Source organism: Amycolatopsis sp. NPDC049688, from assembly GCF_040674975.1.
Lineage (GTDB): Bacteria > Actinomycetota > Actinomycetes > Mycobacteriales > Pseudonocardiaceae > Amycolatopsis.
In genome coordinates this window covers 742,361-765,857 of record NZ_JBFANY010000003.1, presented here as the reverse complement: position 1 = coordinate 765,857, position 23,497 = coordinate 742,361, and the positions used below count along the sequence as shown (strand labels likewise).

The 23,497-nt window shown below is 72.2% G+C and carries 25 protein-coding genes; 12 read left to right on the top strand and 13 right to left on the bottom strand.

Annotation, left to right across the window (positions count from 1 at the left end; all coding sequences use genetic code 11):
* Positions 1 to 43 precede the first annotated feature (43 nt).
* Positions 44 to 619: a dihydrofolate reductase family protein gene (locus AB0J55_RS14640; RefSeq protein WP_364247895.1), complete on the bottom strand. Its 576-nt coding sequence runs from the start codon at positions 617 to 619 to the stop codon at positions 44 to 46.
* A gap of 239 nt (positions 620 to 858) precedes the next feature.
* On the opposite strand from AB0J55_RS14640, the gene AB0J55_RS14635 reads away from it, so the two are divergent.
* Positions 859 to 1,437 carry a hypothetical protein gene (locus AB0J55_RS14635; protein ID WP_364248195.1) on the top strand — a complete coding sequence of 193 codons (579 nt, stop codon included), beginning with the start codon at positions 859 to 861 and terminating at the stop codon, positions 1,435 to 1,437.
* 22 nt (positions 1,438 to 1,459) lie between these two features.
* On the opposite strand, the gene AB0J55_RS14630 is transcribed toward AB0J55_RS14635, so the two are convergent.
* Positions 1,460 to 2,395: an RluA family pseudouridine synthase gene (locus tag AB0J55_RS14630; RefSeq protein WP_364247892.1), complete on the bottom strand. Its 936-nt coding sequence runs from the start codon at positions 2,393 to 2,395 to the stop codon at positions 1,460 to 1,462.
* A 16-nt stretch (positions 2,396 to 2,411) separates the two neighbouring features.
* The gene (locus AB0J55_RS14625) at positions 2,412 to 2,789 is read right to left on the bottom strand and encodes a DUF5313 domain-containing protein (protein WP_364248193.1); all 378 of its coding nucleotides are present in this window, start codon (positions 2,787 to 2,789) and stop codon (positions 2,412 to 2,414) included.
* A gap of 79 nt (positions 2,790 to 2,868) precedes the next feature.
* On the opposite strand from AB0J55_RS14625, the gene AB0J55_RS14620 reads away from it, so the two are divergent.
* Together AB0J55_RS14620 and AB0J55_RS14615 are read left to right on the top strand one after the other, a co-directional pair.
* Complete coding sequence (locus AB0J55_RS14620; protein WP_364247890.1) at positions 2,869 to 3,306, top strand: MarR family transcriptional regulator; 438 nt, start codon at positions 2,869 to 2,871, stop codon at positions 3,304 to 3,306.
* Positions 3,307 to 3,341: 35 nt separating this feature from the next.
* Positions 3,342 to 4,223 (top strand): TIGR03854 family LLM class F420-dependent oxidoreductase, encoded by an 882-nt coding sequence (locus tag AB0J55_RS14615; protein WP_364247887.1) that lies wholly within the window; start codon positions 3,342 to 3,344, stop codon positions 4,221 to 4,223.
* Here the strand turns inward: AB0J55_RS14615 and AB0J55_RS14610 are convergent.
* Entirely contained in the window at positions 4,220 to 5,005 is a 786-nt protein-coding gene (locus AB0J55_RS14610; RefSeq protein ID WP_364247884.1) for a hypothetical protein, read from the bottom strand. The genes AB0J55_RS14615 and AB0J55_RS14610 overlap by 4 nt on opposite strands.
* A 63-nt stretch (positions 5,006 to 5,068) precedes the next feature.
* Positions 5,069 to 6,574 (bottom strand): MDR family MFS transporter, encoded by a 1,506-nt coding sequence (locus tag AB0J55_RS14605; RefSeq protein WP_364248191.1) that lies wholly within the window; start codon positions 6,572 to 6,574, stop codon positions 5,069 to 5,071.
* Positions 6,575 to 6,695: 121 nt separating this feature from the next.
* Here AB0J55_RS14605 and AB0J55_RS14600 point away from each other — a divergent pair, with 121 nt between their 5' ends.
* Positions 6,696 to 7,895, top strand: coding sequence for a DUF1015 family protein (locus tag AB0J55_RS14600; protein ID WP_364247882.1), 1,200 nt, complete (start codon positions 6,696 to 6,698; stop codon positions 7,893 to 7,895).
* Here the strand turns inward: AB0J55_RS14600 and AB0J55_RS14595 are convergent.
* Entirely contained in the window at positions 7,882 to 8,388 is a 507-nt protein-coding gene (locus AB0J55_RS14595) for a DinB family protein (protein WP_364247879.1), read from the bottom strand. The genes AB0J55_RS14600 and AB0J55_RS14595 overlap by 14 nt on opposite strands.
* A 71-nt stretch (positions 8,389 to 8,459) precedes the next feature.
* On the opposite strand from AB0J55_RS14595, the gene AB0J55_RS14590 reads away from it, so the two are divergent.
* Positions 8,460 to 9,539: an ATP-dependent DNA ligase gene (locus AB0J55_RS14590; protein WP_364247876.1), complete on the top strand. Its 1,080-nt coding sequence runs from the start codon at positions 8,460 to 8,462 to the stop codon at positions 9,537 to 9,539.
* Positions 9,536 to 10,540, top strand: coding sequence for a non-homologous end-joining DNA ligase (ligD, locus tag AB0J55_RS14585; RefSeq protein WP_364247873.1), 1,005 nt, complete (start codon positions 9,536 to 9,538; stop codon positions 10,538 to 10,540). The genes AB0J55_RS14590 and ligD overlap by 4 nt, the downstream gene beginning before the upstream one ends.
* Here ligD and AB0J55_RS14580 read toward each other — a convergent pair whose 3' ends face one another.
* Positions 10,541 to 11,665, bottom strand: a complete 1,125-nt coding sequence (locus AB0J55_RS14580) for an MFS transporter (protein WP_364247871.1) — start codon at positions 11,663 to 11,665, stop codon at positions 10,541 to 10,543.
* Positions 11,666 to 11,761: 96 nt separating this feature from the next.
* On the opposite strand from AB0J55_RS14580, the gene AB0J55_RS14575 reads away from it, so the two are divergent.
* A complete protein-coding gene (locus AB0J55_RS14575) occupies positions 11,762 to 12,307 on the top strand; it encodes a TetR/AcrR family transcriptional regulator (protein ID WP_364247868.1) in 546 nt (181 codons plus the stop codon).
* Here AB0J55_RS14575 and AB0J55_RS14570 read toward each other — a convergent pair.
* The gene (locus AB0J55_RS14570; protein WP_364247865.1) at positions 12,304 to 12,558 is read right to left on the bottom strand and encodes a hypothetical protein; all 255 of its coding nucleotides are present in this window, start codon (positions 12,556 to 12,558) and stop codon (positions 12,304 to 12,306) included. The two genes, AB0J55_RS14575 and AB0J55_RS14570, sit on opposite strands and share 4 nt — an antisense overlap.
* A gap of 66 nt (positions 12,559 to 12,624) precedes the next feature.
* Positions 12,625 to 13,647 (bottom strand): GTP-binding protein, encoded by a 1,023-nt coding sequence (locus AB0J55_RS14565; RefSeq protein WP_364247863.1) that lies wholly within the window; start codon positions 13,645 to 13,647, stop codon positions 12,625 to 12,627.
* 453 nt (positions 13,648 to 14,100) lie between these two features.
* On the opposite strand from AB0J55_RS14565, the gene AB0J55_RS14560 reads away from it, so the two are divergent.
* The 3 genes from AB0J55_RS14560 (at position 14,101) to AB0J55_RS14550 (ending at position 17,189) form a co-directional block, all read left to right on the top strand.
* Positions 14,101 to 15,234 carry a nitric oxide synthase oxygenase gene (locus AB0J55_RS14560; protein ID WP_364247860.1) on the top strand — a complete coding sequence of 378 codons (1,134 nt, stop codon included), beginning with the start codon at positions 14,101 to 14,103 and terminating at the stop codon, positions 15,232 to 15,234.
* A gap of 88 nt (positions 15,235 to 15,322) precedes the next feature.
* A complete protein-coding gene (locus AB0J55_RS14555; protein WP_364247857.1) occupies positions 15,323 to 15,829 on the top strand; it encodes a flavodoxin domain-containing protein in 507 nt (168 codons plus the stop codon).
* 79 nt (positions 15,830 to 15,908) lie between these two features.
* On the top strand, positions 15,909 to 17,189 hold the full coding sequence (locus AB0J55_RS14550; protein WP_364247855.1) for an MFS transporter: 1,281 nt from the start codon (positions 15,909 to 15,911) through the stop codon (positions 17,187 to 17,189).
* Here the strand turns inward: AB0J55_RS14550 and AB0J55_RS14545 are convergent, their stop codons facing one another.
* Entirely contained in the window at positions 17,190 to 17,849 is a 660-nt protein-coding gene (locus AB0J55_RS14545) for a response regulator transcription factor (RefSeq protein WP_364247852.1), read from the bottom strand.
* A gap of 9 nt (positions 17,850 to 17,858) precedes the next feature.
* Positions 17,859 to 19,055 (bottom strand): histidine kinase, encoded by a 1,197-nt coding sequence (locus tag AB0J55_RS14540; protein WP_364247849.1) that lies wholly within the window; start codon positions 19,053 to 19,055, stop codon positions 17,859 to 17,861.
* A 169-nt stretch (positions 19,056 to 19,224) separates the two neighbouring features.
* Here AB0J55_RS14540 and AB0J55_RS14535 point away from each other — a divergent pair, with 169 nt between their 5' ends.
* Positions 19,225 to 19,833: an MmpS family transport accessory protein gene (locus AB0J55_RS14535; protein WP_364247846.1), complete on the top strand. Its 609-nt coding sequence runs from the start codon at positions 19,225 to 19,227 to the stop codon at positions 19,831 to 19,833.
* Between the two features lie 85 nt (positions 19,834 to 19,918).
* Here AB0J55_RS14535 and AB0J55_RS14530 read toward each other — a convergent pair whose 3' ends face one another.
* Positions 19,919 to 21,424 carry a sialidase family protein gene (locus AB0J55_RS14530; RefSeq protein WP_364247843.1) on the bottom strand — a complete coding sequence of 502 codons (1,506 nt, stop codon included), beginning with the start codon at positions 21,422 to 21,424 and terminating at the stop codon, positions 19,919 to 19,921.
* Positions 21,425 to 21,535: 111 nt separating this feature from the next.
* On the bottom strand, positions 21,536 to 22,504 hold the full coding sequence (locus AB0J55_RS14525) for a putative sulfate exporter family transporter (RefSeq protein WP_364247840.1): 969 nt from the start codon (positions 22,502 to 22,504) through the stop codon (positions 21,536 to 21,538).
* A gap of 70 nt (positions 22,505 to 22,574) precedes the next feature.
* Here AB0J55_RS14525 and AB0J55_RS14520 point away from each other — a divergent pair, with 70 nt between their 5' ends.
* Positions 22,575 to 23,471: a LysR family transcriptional regulator gene (locus AB0J55_RS14520; RefSeq protein ID WP_364247837.1), complete on the top strand. Its 897-nt coding sequence runs from the start codon at positions 22,575 to 22,577 to the stop codon at positions 23,469 to 23,471.
* Positions 23,472 to 23,497 lie beyond the last annotated feature (26 nt).

Genomic DNA, 23,497 nt, shown 5'->3' with positions numbered 1-23,497 from the left:
CGAACAGATGTTCTACGTGAAACATCGGCCGGACCCGTGGCGATCAGTGCACGACGTCGTAGACCACCTTCTGGATCCCGTTGCCGTAGGACTCGCTCTCGACGAGCTTCAGGTTCTGCTTGTCCTTGTCGGTCTCGCTGAACAGCCGCTTGCCCGCGCCGAGCAGCACCGGGAAGACCAGCAGGTGGTAGCGGTCGATCAGGCCGGCGTCGGCCAGCGTGCGGTTGAGGGTGGCGCTGCCGGCGACGATGATCGGGCCGCCCTCGGTCTCCTTCAGGGCGGCGACCTCGTCCAGTGAACGCAGGATGGTCGTCTCGCCCCAGTTGTCCACCAGGTCCGCCTCGGCGAGCGTGGTCGACACCACGTACTTCGGCATCGCGTTGTACCCGGCGAACTCCTCGGTCATGCCCGGCCAGACCGGCGCGAACGCCTCGTAGCTGACCCGGCCCATCAGCAGGGCCGTGGCTTCCTCCTGTTCGCTGCCCTTGATCGCGTAGGTGGCCGGGTCGAACTCGATGTCCTTGAACGTCCAGCCCGCGTTCCGGTAGCCCGGCTCGCCGCCGGGGGCTTCGACGACGCCGTCGAGCGAGACGAACGAACTGGAGATCAGGGTGCGCATGGGGTGCTCCTCGGTGGTCGATCTTGCTTCTGCAAGTCTGTCGAACGGGGCCGGCCGGATTCGACAGCGGTCCCGAGGAAAACTTCCGACACACCCGGCGAGCGGGACGTGGGTCTTGCCCGGGCGGCCCCGGGCTCGTACAGTCACAGCCACGCCGGATAGAGGTCTGGACCTTTATCCGAGCCACCGCCGCCTCGAGTGACAGGAGGTTGACGGTGCGCAGACTTCACGGTGCGGGCGTGCTCGCGGCGGTCGTGACCGGGCTCGCGGTGGTCACCCCGGTGGCGGAGGCCCAGGTCGGGACGGGTCCGTGGATCGCGGACTCGCCGGGCTACTCCGAGCAGGAGCGGGGGTGCGGCGACATCTCCGGGCTGACCTTCAAGCTCACCTGCTCGACCGGCAGCGGTGACCAGCGCGCGGAACGCCGCTACACCACCTACACCGGCGGCACCCACCAGTTCGAGGGCTCCTTCAAGATCACCAGCATGGGCGGCAGCCGGATCAGCCTCAAGCAGACGTTCCGGGACGGCTCCAGCGCCGGGCCGTTCTTCCTGCTGGCGGTGGAGAAGGGCGGCCGGCTCTACGCCGTCCACGGCGGCGAGACGATCGCCACCGGGGCGACCGTGGGCACGAGCGTCCGGGTCAACACGATCAACCAGGTCGGCAGCACGCACAAGGTGTACATCAACGGCTCCCAGAAGGACTCGGTGTCGAGTCCGGGCGGCAGCTACTACGACAAGTTCGGCAGCTACCGCACCGCGAGCGGCAAGGGGCCGATCACGGTGGAGTGGAGCGGGATCCGGTTCTGGCACAAGTGAAGCCCGCGGCGGCGTCCCCGGTTCACGCCGGGGGCGCCGCCCAGGCGGCCGGATCGTCCCAGGCCGTCAGCCGCCGCCGGCTGGTGAAGCGGCGGTGGGCGCCGGTCAGCGGGTCGTCGAAGTCGAGGACCTTGGCCAGCAGCTGCAGGGGTTTCGTGAAGTCGCCCAGCGGCTTCTCGTGCAGCACCGGGTAGAAGTCGTCGCCGAGGATCGGCACGCCGAGGCCGCTCAGGTGCACGCGCAGCTGGTGGGTCCGGCCGGTCGACGGCACCAGCCGGTACCGGCCCAGGCCGTCGCGGTGCTCCAGCAGGTCGACGTAGGTTTCGGCGTTCGGCTCGCCTGGCACCTCCTGCGCGGCCAGCACCCCGCGGTCCTTGACGATCCGGCTCCGGACGGTCCTCGGCAGGGTCAGCTGCGGGTCGTACGGCGCGATCGCCTCGTACTCCTTGTGCACCCGGCGGTCGCGGAACAGCGTCTGGTACTTCCCGCGCAGCTCCGGCGTGATCACGAACATCACCAGGCCCGCGGTGACGCGGTCGAGGCGGTGCGCGGGGGACAGCTGCGGCAGGCCGAGGTCCCGGCGCAGCCGCACGAGCGCCGTCTCGAGGATGTGCTGCCCGCGGGGGATGGTGGCCAGGAAGTGCGGCTTGTCGACGACCAGCAGGTGCTCGTCGCGGTGGACGACGTCGATCGCGAACGGCACTGGCACCTCGTCCGGCAGGTCGCGGTGGAACCAGATGAACGAGCCGGGCGCGTAGGGCGTGTCGACGCCGAGCGGGCCGTCGGTGCCGTGGATGCGTTCTTCGCGCAGCATCTGCTCGATGCGGTCCGGGGCCACGCGCGGCAGCCGGTCGACGAGGTGCGCCAGCAGCGTCGGCCACTCGCCGTCGGGCAGTTTCAGCCGGGCGGGGTCCAGCCCGTGGCGGGGCGGGATCGGCGGGCGGAGCTTGCGTCTCATCGTCCCCCGACTGTAGCTAACCCTCCGACGGCGTCCGGTAGCGCGCGAGATAGCGGGCCGTGGCTTCGGCGTTCTTCGCCTCGGCGGCCTCGGCGCGGAGGCGGCGTCCGGTGTTGTGCGGGAAGCCCTGCCGGCCGAGCCGGTGCTCGACGCTCTCCTCCATGTACGCGCACGAATAGAAGTACGCGACGAGCGCGGCCATGAGGACCAGCGAAAGCCGCAGCCAGATCGAACCGGGCAGCAGCAGCCACACGGCGCACAGCGGCACGATGCCGACCGAGCGCTGCAGCACGTACCGGGCCCGCCAGTGCTTCGACGTCGCGTCGTGCAGCGCCCAGTCGTCGAAGCGGGCCGGCAGCTTGACCCCGACCGCGTAGCCGAACCAGCGGAGCACACCAGGTCGTTCCATGGCTCCTAGAGTACACTAATAGTTAGCGTACTAATTGTTTCGTGGGCCACGTTAGGATCGCGCCATGATCGACCTGGGTGAGGATCCCCTGAAGCTGGACCGGCAGGTGTGCTTCGCGCTGTCGGTGGCTTCGCGCAGCGTGATCGCGATCTACCGGCCGCTGCTGGAGCCGTACGGCCTGACCCACCCGCAGTACCTGGTGATGCTGGCGCTGTGGGAGCAGTCCCCGCGTTCGGTGAAGGAACTCGGCGCGGCTCTGCGCCACGAGCCGGCCACGCTGTCGCCGCTGCTCAAGCGGCTGGAGGCGCTCGGGTACATCACGCGCAGCCGCAGCCGCTCGGACGAGCGCAAGCTGACGGTGGAGCTGACCGGGACCGGCCGCGCGCTGCGGGCGGAGGCGGAGAAGATCCCGTACAAGGTGGTCGAGACGCTCGGCATGGAGGTGTCCGAGCTGGAGGCGCTGCACGGCGTGCTGAGCCGCGTCATCGCCGCGACGGCCTGAGGAATGCCCCGCCGCCGGGCGGGGTTGGACAGGACGTGCTGAAGATCAGGCTGGGCGTCGCTCCCGCGGCCGGCACCGGGCCGGCGGAGTTCGCCGGGCTGGCGCAGCGGCTGGAGGAAGCCGGCGTCGACTCGCTGTGGCTGTCCGAGCTGGTCTACTCGCCCGAGGTCGACCCGATGATCGGGATGGCGCACGCGCTGGCCCGGACGTCGAAGCTCAAGGTCGGCACCGGCGTGGCGATCCTGCCGGGCCGGCACCCGGTCCTGGTGGCGAAACAGCTGCTCACCCTGGCGGGCCTGGCGCCCGGACGGGTCCTGCCGGTGTTCGGGCTGCGCCCGGCCCGCACCGCGGAAAACGCCCTGTTCCCGGTGCCGCCGGGCCGCCGCGCGGCGGTGTTCGACGAATCGCTCGTGCTGCTGCGCCGGCTGCTGGAGGAGGACGAAGTGTCCTTCCACGGCGAGTTCTTCGACGTCGACGGCGTCCGCCTCGGCCCGCGCCCGGCGAAGCGCCTCGACGTCTGGCTGGGCGGCTCGGCGCCCGCGGCCCTGCGCCGGACGGGCCGGCTCGCGGACGGCTGGCTGGGCAGCTTCCAGACGCCCGCCCAGGCGCGGGCCGCCCGCATCGCCATCCAGGAAGCCGCGGCGGACGCGGGCCGCGAGATCGAAGAGGACCACTTCGGGCTCAGCCTGGCGGTGGCCGACCGCGGCATGCCGGACGAGCTCGCGGCCGCTGCGGGCCGCCGCAGTCCCGGGGTGCCGGTCACGGATCTGGTCGCGACGAGCTGGCCGGAAGCCCGGCGGCTGGTGGAGCAGCACATCGAGGCCGGGCTGTCGAAGTTCGTCATCCGGCCCGCGCACGGCGATTTCGCGGGCTTCCTGGAGCACTTCCAGGCAGAACTGGTGCCGTTGCAGAACTAGCCGTGGTTGAGGTTGCCGTGCACGTGGCCGACCTGGATGGCGGTCCCGTTCTGCGTGCCGCTGATGACGTTGGTCGTGCTGCCCGGCGCGGGCACCGGCTCGATCGTCGCCTTGGCCGTCGCCAGCTCTTCGGCGTAGTCGCCGGCCCCGTGGCGCAGGAGGTCCCCGCTGGGGTTCGGGACGTAGAGGTAGACGGTGCCGCGGTACTCCTTGATCGCCACGTCCGCCGGGACGACCTTCGTCGCGGGCAGCGTCGCGTATTCGCTGGCCAGCACGTCTTCGAAGACCCGCTGGGAGAGCGCCACGGCGAGGAAGGTCTGGTCGGGGTCCGAGCGTTCCAGCACGGCCCGCACCGGAGCGGCGTCGAGCAGCCGGTGGGTGGTGATGACGGCACTGCCGATGGCGGCCGCCGAGGTGGTACCGGCCGCCGGTTCGAGGACGGGACCGACGTTCAGGCTGGCCCGCATCCGCAACCGCACGGACCGCGCGGCGGCCCGCAGCCGCGCATCCCGCTCGGCGAGCACGTCCTGGAGCTCATCGAAGAACCGGCTCACGACGGCGGGCAGGAACCGCGGATCGAAGCCGAGGCCGTAGCCGTCCCCGGTGCCGTGCGGGAAGAGGGCGGTGTCCCAGACCTCCCGCAGCCCGGCCCGCTCGAAAGCCTGGGCGAGCACGTCGGGGATGGCGGCGGACACCGCGGCCTGGGTCGTGTCGGGATTGCTCCCGAACCCCTTGGTGTCGACGACGAGCAGAGCACGGTACGGCGGGAGTTCGGCGAGCACGGTGAGCCTTCCTGATCGCGGCCGCGGCCACCCGATTCTGACGGACGGGACGAGCCGGCTCGCTCAGAACTCCAGCTGTTCGGTCTTCCGCGGCATCAGCAACAGCGCCCCCACCGAAAGCACGGCCACGGCCAGCAACCCCAGAAAGACGTAGTGCGTCGCATCCGCCAGCGCGCCCCGCACGAACACCGCCGCCGGTGAGTCGTCGTGCCCGCCCAGTACCAGGCTCGTCGCGTCCACCGAAGCCGGCAGCTTGCCCACTCCCTCCGGCGGGTGAGCGAACCGGGACGCCAGCGTCGCGTTCGCGATCGCCCCGAACACCGCCGCCCCCACCGCACTTCCCAGCGACCGGCTGAACAGGTTCGTCGCCGTCACGACTCCGCGCCGGTCCCAGCCGACCACCGACTGGATCGCCACCAGCGTCGGGCTCGCCGCCAGGCCCAGCCCCACCCCGAGGACGAATGCCGCGAACGCCGCCGCCCACAGCGACGAGCCCGCGCCCAGCAACGCCACCAGCACGCCGCCCGCGATGATGAACACGCTGCCGATCAACGCCGTGTCGCGGAAGCCGATGCGCAGGTAGATCTTGCCCGCCAGGGACGCCGAAATCGGCCAGCCCACCGTCAGCGCCGCCACCGCGAACCCGGCCACCAGCGCGCCCGCGCCGAGCACCCCCTGCGCGTACGTCGGCAGGTACGACGTCAGGCCCATCAGGACCGCGCCCACCACCACCGCCACCAGGTTGCCGCCCACCAGCACGCGGCGGGTGAACACCCACAGCGGCAGCACCGGCTCGGCCGCCCGCTTCTCCACCAGCACGAACGTCACCAGCAGCACCGCGCCCGCGACGAAGATCGCCACGCTCGGCAGCGAGCCCCACGCCCACGCGACGCCGCCTTCGAGCAGGCCGAGGATCACCAGGGAGCAGCCGATCGTCAGCAGGGCCGCGCCCAGGTAGTCGACCTTGTGCGGCTTGCGCTCCACGCGCTCGCTGAAGTTGCGGTGCAGCATCAGCGCCGCGATCGCGCCCAGCGGCAGGTTGATGAAGAAGATCCAGCGCCAGTCCAGGTACTCGGCGAACAGGCCGCCGAGCGTCGGGCCGACCACCGAAGCCGCGCCCCAGACGCTGGCCACGTAGCCCTGCACCCGCGCGCGCTCCTCCACCGTGTAGAGGTCGCCGATCACCGTCATCGACATCGGCTGGATCGCGCCCGCCCCGATGCCCTGGACCGCCCGGGCCGCGATCAGCACCGGCATGCTCCACGCCGCCCCGCACAGCACCGAGCCCACCAGGAACGCCGCGATCCCGAAGAACATCACCGGGCGGCGGCCGAGGACGTCGGCGAACTTGCCGTAGAGCGGCACCGTCACGGCCTGGGTGAGCAGGTAGATCGAGAACAGCCACGGGAACTGCGCGAACCCGCCCAGGTCCCGCACCACCGACGGCACCGCGGTGGCGATGATCGTGCTGTCCAGCGCGACCAGCGCGGTGCTGAGCATGACCGCGATCAGGACCGGGCCGCGGTCCGACCGGAAACCGACCCCTCTCGCGGCGGCGGACGTCGTCATCGGCGGGGTGCTCCTCGGGACCGTCATGACCGGAGTCAACTGCTTTGCAGTCCTAAGCATTCCATCCGGGCGGCACCGGCCCCAGCGAATTTCCGCGCCGCCGTGGCGCAAGATGGGCAGGATGAGCGACTGGATCCGGCCGATCGGGCGGGGCTGGGTGGTCCGCGACGCGGTCCCCGGCCCCGACGTCGACGAGTTCGCCGAGCCCGACCGCGTGATCGCCGCGCTGGCCGCGCCCGGTGCCGCGGACACCCTGCTGGCCGTGCAGCACCCCGCCCGCACACCCGCGGCCCTGGCGCGCGGCCTCGACCTGGCGGCCGCCGTCCCGGTCGCCCGCGCCGCGCTCGAACGGCTGCGCCGGCGGTTCTACCGGCCGGTGCACGACATCGTCGCGCCCTACCGCGTGGAAGGGCCGGACGGCGTGGCGCTCGGCCTGCTCTGCCTGGTCGACCCGGCGGCGGTGACCGACGACGGCGCCGCGCGCGTGCGCCACACCGAGGACGTCTACCCCGACGTGGTCGCCGAACGGGCCGCCGTCCTCGCCGGGCTGGGCTGCGCGACCAGCGCGGCGCTGCTCGTCCCGGCGACCGGCGGCCGGGCCCTGACCGAGCAGGTCGAGCAGGCGTGCGCCGGGCTCGGCCTGCCCGATCTGTCCACTTCGGACGCGGCAGGCCGGCGCCACGACCTGTGGCTGGTGCCCGCCGGCCCCCTGCAGAGCCGCCTGCTGGCCGCGGTCGCGGACGCGGATCTGCTGGTCGCCGACGGCAACCACCGCGTGGCCGCCGCCGCGGCCGCCGGGCACGGCGCGCTGCTGGCCCTGGTCACGGCCGGGCCCGCGCTGAAGATCGGCGCGATCCACCGCGTCCTCACCGGCACCGGCCTCGGCCCGGAAGACCTGGTGGCGCGCTGGTGCGCGGCCGGCCTGGACGTCCGCTACGACGAACACGCCGTCCCGGTCACCGGCGAGGCCGTCGTGCGCGCGGGCTCGGCGGTGCTGCGCGTGCCCCTGCCGGCCCCGGACGGACCCGGCCCGGTGATCGACCACGAACTCGTCGAGCAGGTCCTGTTCGCCGGGGCCCTCGGCATCGATCCCGACGGCCCGTGCGTCCGCCCGCTCCCGGCCGGGCGCCCGCTGCCCCCGGACGCGGATGCGGTGGTCCTGCTGGCCCCGGTGCGCTACGCCGACGTCCTCGCCGTGCACGCGGCCGGCCGCCGGATGCCGCGCAAGGCGACCTACTTCACGCCGAAGCCGCGCAGCGGGCTGGTGCTGGCGGAGCTTCAGCGGGCGCCCCACCCGGGCAGCTCCCTCAGGCGCCCGTGACGCCGTCGATGGCCTCCCGCAGGAAGTCGGCGTGGCCGTTGTGCCGGGCGTACTCGTGGATCATGTGCAGCATCACCAGCCGCAGCGAGACGTCCTCGCCCCAGCGCGGCTGGTGGCCCGTGACGTCCAGGGATTCGGCCGCTTCTTCGATCTTGCGGGATTGCTCCACCTCGGCCTCCCACACCGCGAAGGCTTCCGAACGCGTCGACGAGCTCGCGTCGTAGGCGGCCTGGTAGTCGCCCTCGGCCGACCACACGAGCGGGACGTCCTCCGCGTTGATCACCCGCCGGAACCAGGTGCGCTCGACCTCGGCCATGTGCCGGACCAGGCCCAGCAGCGACAGCGTCGACGGCGGGCTCGACGCCCGGCGGAGGTCCTCGTCGGACAGTCCTTCGCACTTCATCGCGAGGGTGGCGCGGTGGAAGTCGAGGAAGGTGCGGAGCATTTCGCGCTCGCCGCCGGTCAGGGGCGGTGCGGGACGTTCGGTGGTCACGAAGGAGTGTGTATCACGCCGAGCTGAGTCTTTCTCCGGAGAATGTCGTACCCGTGTCTTAAGCTCTCGCCGTGGACTTGCCCGTCATGCCGCCGGTGCGGCCGATGCTCGCGAAAGCGGTGCACGAGGTACCTCGTGCCCCGGGGCTGCTGTACGAGCCCAAGTGGGACGGCTTCCGCTGCGTCGTGTTCCGCGACGGCGACGAGATCGAGCTCGGCTCCCGCAACGACCGCCCGCTGACCCGCTACTTCCCGGAGCTGGTGGAGCTGCTGGCCGCGGCGCTGCCGCCCCGCTGCGTCGTGGACGGCGAGATCGTCCTGGTCACCCCCGCCGGGCTCGACTTCGAGGCGCTGCAGCTGCGGCTGCACCCGGCGGCCTCGCGCGTGCGCAAGCTCGCCGAGGAGACGCCCGCCAGCTTCATCGCCTTCGACCTGCTCGCCCTGGACGACACCGACCTCACCGAGGAGCCCTTCCGCGAGCGGCGCAAGCAGCTCGAAAGCATCCTGACCACCGCGGCCGAAGGGCTGCAGCGCGTCCACCTGACCCCGCTGAGCGAGGATCCGGCGCAGGCGCAGGACTGGTTCACCCGGTTCGAGGGCGCGGGCTTCGACGGCGTCATGGCCAAGCCCGCCGACCTGCCCTACGAGCAGGACAAACGGGTCATGCTGAAGGTCAAGCACGAGCGCACGGCCGACTGCGTCGTCACCGGGTTCCGCTGGCACAAGGACGGCGCCGGCATCGGTTCGCTGCTGCTCGGCCTGTTCGACGACGACGGCGTCCTGCACCACGTCGGCGTGGCCAGCAGCTTCACCAAGGCGCGGCGGGCCGAACTGGTCGAAGAGCTGGCGCCGCTGCGCGAGAACGCCCTCGAGAACCATCCGTGGCGGTCCTGGGCCGAGTACGAGCCCGAGCCGGGGCGGCAGCCGGGCGTGAACAGCCGGTGGGCCCCGCAGAAGGACTTGTCGTGGGAGCCGCTGCGCCCGGAGTGGGTGGCGGAGGTCCGCTACGAGCATCTGCAGGGCGGCCGGTTCCGGCACGGCGGGCGGCTGGTCCGGTTCCGGCCGGACCGCACACCGGAGTCGTGCACCTACGCCCAGCTCGACGAGGCGCCGCCCGCCGAGCTCGCGAAACTGTTCGGGGAGGCGCGGTGAGCGGGGCGGTCCTGCTCGACGTCGACGGCGTCGAGGTCAAGATCAGCAGTCCGGACAAGGTCTACTTCCCGGAACGCGGGGAGACGAAGCTCGACCTCGTCGAGTACTACCGGGCGGTCTCCGGGCCGCTGCTGGACCGGCTTGGCGGCCGTCCGCTGCTGCTCGAGCGCTACCCCGACGGCGCCGGCGGCAAGAACTGGTACCAGAAACGCGTGCCGAAGGGCGCGCCGCCGTGGCTGACCACCACGGTCGTCTCGACGCCGAACGGCACGACGAGCGACGCCCTGGTGGCGAAGGACCTGGCCCACATCCTCTGGGCGGTGAACCTCGGCTGCCTCGGCTTCCACGTCTGGCCGTACCGCGCGGACACCCCCGAGGTCACCGACGAGCTGCGCGTCGACCTCGACCCCTCGCCGGGGATCGGCTTCGACGAGCTGCGCGAGGCCGCCGTGCTGACGAAGGAGTTCCTGGCCGAACACGGCATCGAAGGCCAGCTGAAGACGTCGGGCTCGCGCGGGCTGCACCTGTACGTGCTGCTCGAGCCGCGCTGGGACGGCTTCCAGGTGCGGGCCGCCGCGGTCGCGCTGGCCCGCGCGCTCGAACGCCGCCATCCGGAGAAGATCACCGCGCAGTGGTGGAAGGAAGAGCGCGGCTCGCGCGTGTTCGTCGACTTCAACCAGAACGCCCCGCACAAGACGGTGTTCGGGACGTGGTGCGTGCGGCCGCGCGTCGGCGGCCAGGTGTCCACCCCGATCGGCTGGGACGAGCTGGACACCGTGGAGCCGGACGAGCTCACCCTGACCACGGTGCCGGCGCGGCTCGCCGAGCGGGGTGATCCGTGGGCCGGGGCGGGGGAGCGGCCGCAGTCGATCGAGCCGCTGCTGGCGATGTCCGAACAGGACATGGCGAACGGGCTGATGGACGCGCCGTGGCCGCCGGTGTACCCGAAGATGCCCAACGAGCCGCCGCGGGTCGCGCCGAGCCGCGCGAAGAAGGCGTGATCACGGTGGCCCGAGGCGGTGGTGGAGCTGGCCCCACGCGGTGAGCGCGAGCAGGGCGGTCAGCCCGAACACCGCCGCGGACCCCACCCCGGCGGCCAGCGCGCCGGCCAGCGGTGAGGCCACGGTCTGGCCCACGCCGAGCCCGGCGAACGACCACGTGATGCCCCGGGCCGGCCGCTCGGGGACCAGGCGCGCGGCCCACAGGATGCACAGCCCGGTCAGGGCCATGTAGGTGCTGCCGAACAGGGCGCTGGAGAGCAGGGCGAAGGGGACACCGGGATCGGGCAGCGCGAGGAGGGCGATGCCCGCGGCCGCCAGCGTCCACGTCACGAGGTTGACCGGCCGCAGGCCCGCGCGCTCGGCCGCGCGTCCGGCCAGGCCGCCGAGCAGCCCGGCCACGCCGATCGTGGCCCAGCACCAGGTCGCGACGACCGGACTCAGCCCGGCTTCGGCGAGCCGGGAGCTGGAGAACGTCCAGTACGGCGCACTCGTCACGCCGATGAGGACGGAGTTCACCACGAGCGGCGCCACTCCGCGGACGGGACCGGAGGCCGCGGGGACGCCCGGCGATCGCGGCAACAGCCGCCAGGCGGCCACGGTCACCGCCACGCCCAAGGCGGCGAACGCCGACCAGATCACCGGCCAGCCGAGCGCGAGCAGGGGCGTGAACGCCGACGCGGCCAGCCCGAGGCCGGTGCCGGTGTTGGCCCAGGTCTGCGCCCGGGCGCGGGTGCGTGCCGCGACCGTCTCGCCGACCAGCTGGGCCACTCCGGGCGAGACGAGGCCCGCGCCGGCCCCGGCGACGACGATGCCGGCGCCGAACACCGTGACGTGCGGCGCGAGCGCCATCAGTCCCAGCCCGAGCGTCGCCGACACCGCCGCCAGCAGCACGGTGCCGCGCGCCGACCGCGCGGACGTCCTCGGCGCGAGCAGCAGCCCGGCGCCGTACCCGGCCGTGGACAGCCCGCCGAGCACGCCGACGCCGACCGGCGTCAGCCCGAACGTCTCGCTGAACCGCGGCACGAACGGCCCGTACGCGTAGCGCGCGAACCCGTAGCAGAGGGCGATCACGACCGCGCCGGCCGCGGCCGTCGCCATCCACCGGTCCGGCTTCGTCTGGATCACCACTCCACCTACCAAACAGACAGGTCTGTCTGATGTCAAGTGATGCTAGGATCACTGCAGGTGAAAAGCCATACCGATCTGTCCGGAAGGAGCGCTGTGGGCCGGACTCGTCCCGGGGACGCGGGTGCGAAGGTGCTCAAGGCCGCGTCGAGGCTGTTCTACCGCGACGGCATCCACGCCGTGGGCGTCGACACGGTGGCGGCCGAAGCCGGCGTGACGAAGGCGGCCCTCTACGGCAACTTCGGCTCCAAGAGCCGGCTCGTCGTCGCGTACCTGCGGGAACGCGACCGGCGGTGGCAGGAGGAGATCGACCGGATCACCGCCGCGCACGCCGATCCGCGGGAGCGGGTGCTGGCGGTGTTCGACGCCTACGAAGCCTGGTTGTCGGCCGACGGCTACCGCGGCTGCGCGTTCCTCAACGCGACCTCGGAGTTCCCCGATCCGGCCGACCCGGTCCGCGAGGTGGTCCGCCACCACAAGACCGCGCTGCACGGCTACCTGCGGGCGCAGCTCCGGCCCGGCGATCCCGATCGCGCCGACGAGCTGATGCTGCTGCTGGAAGGCGCCGCGGTCACGTCGGTGGTCGCGCAGAGCGCGCAGCCGTTCCACACGGCGAAGCGGCTCGCGGGGACCTTGATCTAGACCGGCAGGTCGAGGGCCAGCTGGCCGCGGTCCTCGCCGACGCCGGACAGCGTCGCGACGCACGCCGGGCACGCCGTGATCTCGGACGTGGTCAGGTCCAGGGGCTTCCAGCTGCGCGATTCCCGCTCACCGCAGGCCGAGCGCCGGTACCGGAGGTCGCCGGAGCGGGTCATCAGGTGGGCCAGGGGGACGTCTTCGGGCAGCACGCCGACCAGGTACCAGCGTGGTGCGCTCACCGCGGTGGTCGTCATGGCCGACAGTGTCCGCGGGCCGGCCGGGACCCGGGCGCATTTGCCGGTCTTCGGCGTGGCGGCGGGTCAGGCTTCGCCGGGCAGGTAGCGGAGGATGTGCAGCAGGCCGCGCTCGTCGACGGTCTCCGGGTCGTCGGCCAGGCAGCCGGCCAGGTCGGCGAGGACGGCGTCGGTGTCGAGCCCGGCGCCGATCAGCACCAGCTCGGTCCGCCGCGGCGTGCCCGGCGGCCACGCCGACCGCTCGAGCTGCACGAACCCGCCGACGGTGTGCAGGTGGAAGCGCGACTTCGGGCCGGCCGGACCGAAGTCGGCCTGGCCCTTCATCCGGTAGAGCCCGGCGGGCCGCCGTTCGAGGAAGCCGACGAAGGCGCGGGGCGCGAGCGGCGTGTCGGCGGTGAACGTGACCGTCTGGTACCCGGCGTGCAGGTGCTGCGCGTGGTCGTGCTCTTCGCGCAGGTCGTCGAACGACAGCTGGCCGACCCGCTCGCCGCGCGGTTCGGGGTCGAAGAACAGCCTCGGGTCGACGCGGCCGTGCGCGGTGACCAGCAGCGGACGGCCCGGCGCCAGCTCTTCGACGGTCGCGGTGAGCTTCGCGAGGGCCTCGGCGGTCACCCGGTCGGCCTTGTTCAGCACGACGAGGTCGGCCAGGCGCAGGTGATCGGCGAGTTCGGGATGGCGCTCGCGGGCGGCCTCGAACTCGGCGGCGTCGACGACCTCGGCCAGCCCGCCGTAGCGGATGTCGGGGTTCTCGCTGGCGATCATGAGCCGGATGAGGTCGCGCGGCTCGGCGATGCCGCTGGCTTCGACGATGATCACGTCGATGCCGGCTTCCGCGCCGGACAGCTTCGCGAGCATCGCGTCCAGCCCGCTCGCGTCGACGGCGCAGCAGAGGCAGCCGTTGCCGAGCGAGACCATCGTGTCGACCTGGCCCGCGACGGCGAGCGCGTCGACGTTCACCTGGCCGAAGTCGTTGACCACGACGCCGACCCGGGCGCCCTCGCGGTTGGCGAGCAGGTGGTTGAGCAGGGTCGTCTTGCCCGCGCCGAGGAACCCGGCGACGAGGACGACGGGGATGCGCCTGGTGCTCACGAATCGTCCCTCCCTCTGCCGATCACCGCGACTCTAACGCGGGCGCGCGTACACGGGCGGCCGCCCCCGGTGAAGGCCGTTCGCCGAATGCCCACGAAAAGACGAAGACGGCCGGGCGGGAAAGGATCACGCCGGTTTTGCCGGGCGCAGTGATCGATTGACGGGAAATGCGCAGTGCCATGTCCGGATAACGCTTGGTAGCAGTTATTTTTTCAGTCCTTCCGCTGGCGGAGAGCGAATTCCGGGGCGGCCGGGACGGCGGTCACGACCGGCGGAGTGCGTGTCGCGAAACGTGAGGTATCCTCCCCCGCCTGGCCGGAGTTCCCAGGGCAGTGGGAACTTCCGGCCGTCAGTGTCGACGGCGACCTTCGGAGGAACGGTGGATCTTTTCGTGGGGATGCGGATCGCGATTTCGGAGAGTGGGGTAACGCGGTGACTGTTACACCCGAGCGGGTGACGCCCCCGCTGCCGCTTTACCCTCAGCGTGTCTCGGGGGAGCAGAGCGTCGATTCCGCGGCGGCCGAAGAATTCCTGGACCGGATGTTCGCCGAAGGTGCCGCGGAAGAGGGCGACCGGTTCGAGACCCGGCTGGCCGAGGTCCGCGCGGAAATCATGGAAACCGGCACCTACCGGCACACCGCGGCCGAACTGGCGTACGGCGCGCGCGTCGCGTGGCGCAACTCGGCGCGCTGCATCGGCCGGCTGTACTGGCGCAGCCTCCGGATCCGGGACCGGCGCCGGGTCACCGGGCCGGCCGCGATCGCCGGCGAGTGCGTCGCGCACCTGCGTGAGGCCACCCGGGGCGGCCGGATCCGCCCGACGGTCACCGTCTTCGCCCCGGACACCCCGGACACGCCGGGGCCGCGAATCCACAACGAGCAGCTGATCCGCTACGCCGGGTACCGCCTCGACGACGGATCGGTCCTCGGTGACCCGCGGTACGCCGAGTTCACCGAGCAGGTGCGAAGACTCGGCTGGCGGCCACCGGAGCGAAGAGGGTCGTTCGACGTCCTTCCCCTGCTGATCGAGGCCGAGCCGGGCGAACCGAGGCTGTTCACCATCCCGCCGGACGCCGTCCTCGAGGTCCCGCTGACCCACCCCGACCACCGCTGGTTCGCGGGACTCGGGCTGCGCTGGCACGCCGTGCCGGCGATCAGCAACATGCCGCTGGAGATCGGCGGCGTCACCTACCCGGCGGCGCCGTTCAACGGCTGGTACCTCGGCACCGAGATCGGCGCCCGGAACCTCGCCGACGAGCAGCGCTACGACCTGCTGCCGGTCGTCGCCGAGCTGATGGGCCTGGAAACGACGTCCGAGCGCACGCTGTGGCGCGACCGGGCGCTCGTGGAGCTGACGCTGGCGGTGCAGCACTCGTTCGACGCGGCCGGCGTCACGCTGGCCGACCACCACACCGAATCGCACCGGTTCCTGTCCCACCTGGAGCGGGAGGAGCGGGCGGGCCGCCGCTGCCCGGCCGACTGGAGCTGGATCGTGCCGCCGGTGTCGGGCGGGCAGACGGCGGTGTTCCACCGCTACTACGACGAGCCCGACCCCGCGGAGCGCCCGGCTTTCCTGCCGCCGGGGTGAGGAACGGAGAGTAGCGTGGGAGCGCCCGTTCGGCGGATCGTGCGAAACCCACGGGGCGGACCGGCTCCCGAAGGCCGACAATGGACGCATGACCGCAGTCCTCGTCGCCTACGCCGGGCGTCACGGCGGAACCCGGCAGATCGCCGAGGTGATCGCCGCCGAACTCGGCGCGACGGGCCTGTCCGTCGACGTGCGCGACGCCGCCGACGTGGCCGGGGTCGAGGACTACGCGGCCGTCGTTGTCGGCAGTGCCCTGTACTACCACCGGTGGCGGCCGGAGGCCGTCCGGTTGCTGGAGCGCAACGCCCGGGCGCTCGCCGAGCGTCCGGTGTGGCTGTTCCACAGCGGACCGTGCGGTCCCGGCGCGGCCACGCACCAGGTCAGCCTGCCGGCGAACGTGGCGCTGCTGGCCGCGCGCATCGACGCGGAGCGCACCGCCACGTTCGGCGGCAAGCTCGACCCGGCGACCGTGCGCGGCCTGATCCCGCGGCTGCTGGCGTCCGGCAGGCGGGCCGGCGACTTCCGCGACTGGGACCGGATCAAGGCCTGGGCCCGCGACGTCGGCCGCCGCGTCCGCACCCGCGTCTCGCTCTGACGCTCTTGCCCGCCCGGGGCGGTGGATGCTAAACCGTGCCTGAGGTCTTCCGGTGGGAAACCGACGGAACGGGGCGAACGTGACGGAACGGCAGCCGAAGAAAGCGCTTACATCGGACCAGCGCAACGCGTTCCTCGCGGCGCTGCTCGGCTGGAGCATGGACTCGTTCGACTACTTCCTCGTCGTCTTCGTCCTGGCGGACATCGCGAAGGACAAGTCGTTCGGCGCGACGGCCACGCAGCTGGCGTTCATCACGACGGCGACGCTGGTGATGCGCCCGGTCGGCGCGCTCCTGTTCGGCCTGTGGGCCGACCGGGTGGGCCGCCGGATCCCGCTGATGGCCGACGTCCTGCTGTACTCGGCGGCCGGCCTGCTCTGCGCGTTCGCCCCGAACTACACGGTGCTGCTCCTGCTGCGGTTCGTCTACGGCATCGGCATGGGCGGCGAGTGGGGCCTCGGCGCGGCGCTGGCGATGGAGAAGATCCCGGTGGCCCGCCGCGGGTTCTTCTCGGGCCTGCTGCAGGTGGGCTATTCGATCGGCTACCTGCTGGCGGCGCTGGCGTACCTGCTGTTCCACTCGGCCCTCGGCCTGCAGTGGCGCTGGATCTTCGTGCTGAGCATCTTCCCGGCGTTGATCACCCTGCTGATCAGGGCCAGGGTCCGCGAGTCGGAGGTCTGGGAGGCGGCGCGCGAGAAGCTGCGGGTGACGCGCACGTCGGTCAAGGACATCCTGCTGAACCCGAAGGTGATCCGCCGCTTCGGCTACCTGATCCTGCTGATGACGGCGTTCAACTGGATGAGCCACGGAACCCAGGACGTCTACCCGAGTTTCCTGAAGGCCCACGAAAACGGCGGCGCGGGCTTGAGCGCCTCGACGAGCACGTGGATAGCGGTGCTGTACAACATCGGAGCGATCATCGGCGGGTTGACGTTCGGAACCCTGTCGGAGAAGCTCGGCCGCCGCCGGACGATCGTGACAGCGGCGGTGCTGGGCCTGCCGGTGATCCCGATCTTCGCGTTCGACCACGGCGCGGGAATGCTGGCGCTGGGATCGTTCCTGATGCAGATCATGGTCCAGGGAGCGTGGGGCGTGATCCCGGCGCACTTGACGGAGATGTCCCCGGACGCGATCCGCGGCTTCTACCCTGGGGTGACGTACCAGCTGGGCAATTTGCTGGCGGCGTTGAACCTGCCGATCCAGCAGGCGATCGCGGAGTCCCACGGGTACACGTCGGCTCTGGTGTGGACGGTGGTGCCGGGCTTGGTGGCGGTGGCGGTGCTGACGGCGATCGGGAAGGAGGCGAAGGGGATCAAGTTCGGCGAGTCGGCGGTGGCCACGGCGCCGGCGGGTTCGAAGTAGCTACGGCGTCACAAGGGCTGCTTCATAAGCGAAAATCGTCAACTGCACCCGGTTCGAAACATCCAGCTTCGCAAAAGCCCGCGTGATATGCGTCTTCACCGTAGCCTCGCTCAAAAACAACTCCTCGGCGATCGAAGCATTCGGCTTCCCCTGAGCAACGGCAGTGACGATCTCCCGCTCCCGCTCACTCAGCAACCCGAGCTTCACCTGAGCCCGTGCCCGCCGCGGATTCGCCCGCGCCGCCACGAACTCCCCGATCAGCTGCTTCGTCATCCGAGGCGACAACATCGCGTCGCCGTTCGCCACCACCCGGACGCCCTCGATGATCTCCTGCGGTGAGCCCTCCTTCAGCAGGAACCCGCTCGCGCCCGCCGCCAGCGCCTCGAACACGTACTCGTCCAAGTCGAACGTCGTCAGGATCAGCACCTTCGGCGGGCGGGGCTGGGCCAGGACCGCCGCCGTGGCCACCAGGCCGTTCATGCGGCGCATGCGGATGTCCATGATCACCACGTCCGGGGCGTGCCGGGCGACCTGCTGGACCGCTTCGTCGCCGTCGCCGGCTTCTGCCACCACCGAAATGTCCGGGGTGCTGCCCAGGATCATCGACAGTCCGGTGCGGACCAGCGGGTCGTCGTCGACGAGCAGTACGCGCACGCTCACCCGCCCATGCTAGGGGGCCGGTGCCACCCACGGCAGCCAGGCCCGCAGCGCGAACGTCCGCTCGTCGGCCGGGCCGGCCGTCAGGGTGCCGCCGAGCAGGGAAATGCGCTCGTTGACGCCGGTGAGCCCGGTGCCGGACCCCGGTGACGGCACCGGGTGCGGCGGCAGCGGGTTCAGCACCTCCAGCGACAGCCCCGCGCCCGGACCGCCGCGGACCAGCACCTCCGCCGGGGCTCCCGGGGCGTGCCGCAGCACGTTCGTCAGCGCCTCCTGGAGGATGCGGTACGCCGCCGTGCCCAGCGGGGCCGGAGCCGTCGACGCCTGGTCGAGCAGGATCGTCACGTTGACGGCCAGGCCGGCCTGCCGGGCGCCGGTGACCAGGTCCGGGATGTCCGCCAGCGTCGGCTGGGGCGGCTCGGCCGGGCCGCCCGGGGCGCGGTCGGCGTAGCCGGTGCTGCGCAGCACACCGATCACCTGACGCAGGTCGTCGAGCGACTGGCGGGCCGTCGTCCGCACCGTCTTGGCCGCCTCCGCCGCGTCCGGGGTGGTGGCCGCGGTGACCTCCAGCGCGCCCGCCTGCAGCGAAAGCAGCGACAGCCGGTGCCCGAGGACGTCGTGCATCTCGCGGGCGATCCGCGCCTGCTCCTCCCGGCGGGCCACCTGGTCGCGCAGCGCCGCCTGCTCGGCGACGCGGCGGCGCGTCTCGGCCAGGCTGTGCCGGATGATCCCGGTGGCGAGCGGGACCGCGGTGAACAGCATCGCGGTCAGCAGCACCCCGATGAACTCGGCCGTCGTCTCGGTCGACAACCAGGCCCGGGCGATCGACAGGTCCGGGTGCCGCCCCGCGTCGCGCCAGACCGCGAGCCCGGTCGCCGCGAGCACCAGCGTCGCCGCGCCCCACCGCCACCAGCCGGTGTACCGCGCGGTCAGGGCGGCGAGGGCGATCAGCGCCGCCATCGAGTCGCCGGGCAGCAACACCGGCGGAACCAGGGCCAGGCCGGTGACCAGCAGCGGCCAGCGGTGCCGCCAGACCAGCATCACGGCCGCGCCGATGCCGGCGAACCAGCCGAGCATGCCCAGCAGCGTGGTGTTCGTGGCGTCGCTTCCCGGCACGGAGCTGTCCAGGGCGACGTTGACCGTGCTGCTCAGCACGCCCGTCGCGACGGCCAGCACGGTGTACAGCACGCGAAGCACGGACCGTCCCATGCGGGAAGCCTACGAGGCGGCATCCGCCGGACCATCAGCCGTTCCGCTCGTCCGCCCGGACGGCGGCTCAGCCGAAAGTCGTACCGGGTCGAGGCTCGCGGATGACGCGGGGCACCCCGCGGCGCTGGTTTCCTTCTCGCCGTCAAGCAGAGGTGAAAGGACAACCCCGATGACCGACTACACCCCGATCCAGCAGTACCCCGCGCCGCAGGCCGCGCCGCCGCGCAACGGCCTGGGCACGGCCGGCTTCGTCCTCGGCCTGGTCGGGTTGGTGTTCTCGCCGATCCCGCTGGTCGGCGTGGTCGCGTGGCCGCTCGCGGTGCTCGGCCTGATCCTGTCGGCGGTCGGCATCGCCAGAGTGCGGTCCGGGAAGGCGACCAACAAGGGCCTCGCGATCGCCGGCGCCGTCGTGTCGCTGCTCGCCCTCGTCGTCAGCATCCTGTGGCTGGTGGTGATCGGCAAGGCGATCAGCGACGTCAACGAGCAGGCCACCCAGCACCACACCATCGTCTACGAGGTCAGCGGCGACGCGAAGGCCGCCGACATCGACTACAGCACCTTCGACCGGAACACCATCCTCATCAACACCGAGGCGTCGGCTCCGGTGCCGTGGACGAAGACCGTCGAAGCCACCGGGTTCCTGGCCGGCGCCCAGTTCACCGCGACCACCGGGCCGGACGGCGGCTCGGTCACCTGCAAGGTCGTGGTCGACGGCAAGGAGGCCAAGACCGCGACCGCGGCCGGCCCGTCCGCCGTCGCCAGCTGCACCGGCTTCTGAACCGCCCGTGCCACCCGGGCGAGGGGGCCGGGTGGCACGGGGAGGGGTGGGACCCGGCCCGGGGGCGGGTCCCACCCCCGCGGGGTCAGCCGCAGTGCTCGAACTCGCTGTCGTAGGCCTGGCCGCCGGCCGAGCCGCCCCACTTCACGCACTTGTCCGCCGCCGTGGCCTTGACCGGGCCGGCGAACCAGGAGAACGACCCGGAATCGGTCTGCCGGGCCGAGCCCTTGACCTCCAGGTAGGCCGAGGTCGCGGTGGCCGTCCCGGCGGAGGCGTTCTTCATCGTGCTGACGCAGTTCTGGCCGTTGGCCGCGTTGTAGGACAGGTAGACCGTGCCGGCTGCGCCGCCGGTGCCCAGCGGCGCCGAGTCGATGACGCTGTAGCCGCCACCGCAGGCCGGGGCGCCGAGCGCGGCGTCGCTGACCGCAGCGAACCGGATCGTGTCGTTCGCATGGAACTCCGGGCCCGCCTCGAACAGCACGCCGACCGACGACTGGGACAGCTGCACCATGTCGGAGTACGCCGCGTCCTGGCCCCACACGAGCACACTGCCGGCGGTCCCGGTCCAGTTGGCACCTTCGTCGAAGGACGAGTGGATCCGCAGTTCCTTGCGGCGGTCGCAGACCGACGGGGCCGCGAAGACGATCCGGTTGTACTTGCCACCGGTGTCGGTGGCGCTCATCCGGGCCGTCGAGCCCTCGACGACCGGCGTGACGAGGTCGGTGGCGAAGGCGAACTTCGAGCTGAAGGTCGCGCCGCCGTCGGAGCTGATCGCGAAGGCGCGGTTGTGCGTGCCGTCGGACAGGCACTTGTCGTCGTCGTTGGCGTCATTGCGCGCGGCGGCGTAGACCCGGCCGTCCTGCAGTTCGGTGACGCTGATCTCCTGCGGATTCATCAGGTCCGAAGTGGACGTGTCGGTCGCGCCGCGGTGCCAGGTCACGCCCTTGTCGTCGCTGTAGACCAGCGAACCGGTGTTCTTGCCGCTGAGCGTGTAGCTCATGCCGGCGACGAGCCGGCCCGCGTGCGCGCCCCGGGTCAGCACGATCCCGTGCGACGGACCGGTCGCGAGCCAGCCGGGAGCGCTCGCGAAGCCGAGCTCGGTGGTCAGCACCTTCGGTGCGCCCCACGTCTTCCCGTTGTCCTCACTGATGGACACGCGCGGGATCCGGCCGCAGGACGGGTTGGTGAAGCACTGCATCGTGGACAGCAGCACGATCCGGTTGCTGCCCGGGATGACGATCGGCGCCGGGTTGCCCTTCACGTCGCCGAACGCCTCGATGACGGTGGACAGCGCACCCCACGTCTTGCCGCCGTCGGTCGAGCGCTTCATCACCAGGTCGATCTTGCCGAGGTCGTTGCAGAACGAGGCGCCGCCGTTGCGGCCTTCGGCGAAGGCGAGCAGGTCGCCGTTGTTCGCCTTGACGATGGTCGGGATGCGGTAACAGTCGTGGCCCTCGGTGTTCTTGGTGAACACCAGGGTGCTGGCCACGTCGGCCTGGGCGGTCGCGGTGCCGATGGCGGCCGGGACGGCGACGGCGGCGCACCCCAGCAGCCCGGCGAGCAGGCCGCGGGCGAGTCGGGTGATCTTCACGGTACGAGCTCCCTACGGGTTTCTTTCACGTCGGCGACAGCGTCGACGCGGCCCGTACAAGAGGAGTACAACCTCGCGTATAACGAACTATACGTGACCGGAAGATGGATTTCAGGTGAACGCGGCCAGCGTGCCGAACCCGGTGGCCAGCACCAGCAGCGTGGACAGGAACCCCAGGAGCAGCGCCCGCCCGCCGCCGCGCAGCAACGCGCCGAGCCGGACAGCGCAGCCGAGGCCGAACAGCGCCCCCGCGAGCAGGAGCGTCGACGCGGTTTTCGCGATGTCGAGCGCGAACGCGGGGACGAGCCCGGTGCTGCGGACCGCGACCATGGCGAGGAAGCCGAGGACGAACAGCGGCACCAGCGGAGCGTGCCCGCCGCGGCGGCCGCGTTCGGTGGCGCCGACGAGCGCGACCACCGGGGCGAGCAGGACGACCCGGCTGAGCTTCACCACGACGGCGATCCCGACGGCCGCGGCGCCCGCCGGCCCGGCCGCCGCGACGACCTGGGCGACCTCGTGCACGGAGATCCCCGCCCAGCTGCCGGTCCGGGTCGCGTCCAGGCCGAGCGCGCGGGCGATCAGGGGGAGGACGGCCAGGGCGAAGCTGCCGTAGCAGGTGACGAGCGCGACGGCGGTCGCGACGTCTTCGTCGTCCCGCTCGACCACCCCTTCGACGGCGGCGATCGCGGAGGCGCCGCAGATCGAGAACCCGGTGGCGACCAGCAGGGCGAGGCTGCGCGGCACCCGGACGAGCCGGGCGAGGCCGAGCGTGCCGAGGAAGGTGACCGCGACGGTCAGCACCACGGCGGCGAGGGTGCCGGTGCCCAGCGCGAGCACCGTGGGCACGGCCAGCTGGAGCCCGAGCAGCACGACGCCCGCGCGCAACAGGCGTTTCGTGAGGCGGGCGACGGCCTGGCGCTGCTCGTCGGCCAGGACCGGTGTGCTGCCGAGGACGACGCCCAGCACCACCGCGACGGTGAGGGCGCCGGCCACCGGCCAGGCCGAGCTGAGCGCGTACGCCGCGGCGACGCCGAGCCCGGTGATCGCGAGGCCGGAGGTTTTCGCCGTCGTCAGTGCCATGCTGCCAGCGTCGCCGCTCGCGGGCGTGCGCGGTAGCCGGTGGTGTGTGCCGAGGTCATAGACTGAAGCTATGACCGGACCCGATCTGGACTCGTTGCGCCTGCTGGTGCTCGTCGACGACCTCGGCAGCATCGGCCAGGCCGCCGGAGCGCTCGGCATCGCCCAGCCGTCGGCGAGCAAGCGGTTGTCTACTTTGGAGCGTCAACTGGGACTGTCCCTGGTGGACCGGACGCGCCGCGGCTCGGCCCTGACCCCGGACGGGCGGGTGATCGCGGGCTGGGCCCACCGCGTGCTGACCGAAGTGGACGGACTGCGCACCGGCGCCGAGGCCCTGCGCACCCAGCGCGGCGCGCAGCTGCGGGTGGCGGCGAGCATGACGCTCGCCGAGCACTTCGTCCCGGCGTGGATCGGCGAGGTGAAGCGGCGAGAGCCGGACACCTACGTCGGGCTCGAGGTGGTGAACTCCGAGCAGGTGGCCGACCTGGTCGCCCGCGGCCGCGTGGACCTGGGTTTCGTCGAGTCGCCGGGGCCGTGGCCGGGCCTGGCGACACGCCGGGTTGCCGCGGACCGGCTCGTGGTCGTGGTGCCGGCCGGGCACCCCTGGGCCCGGCGCCGCCGCCCGCTCACCGCCGCGGAACTGGCTGCGACGCCGCTGGTCGTCCGGGAACCGGGGTCCGGAACGCGCGAGACGGTGGAGGCGGCGCTGCGCCGGGCCGGGGCGGGGCCGGTGCAGCCGCTGCTGGAGCTGGGTTCGGCGTCGGCGGTGCGCAACGCGGTGACGGCGGGCGCGGGGCCGGCGGTGATCAGCGACCTCGACGTCGTCCGGGAGGTGGCGGGGCGGCGGCTGGTTCCGGTGCCGGTGGACGGCGTGGAGCTGGGCCGGGTGCTGCGGGCGGTGTGGCCGGCGGGCCGCCGCCTGACCGGTCCCGCGGCGGAGCTGCTGACCCTGGCGGTGAAGTCCGGATGATGGTTGCCGCCGATCGAGCGGCGATA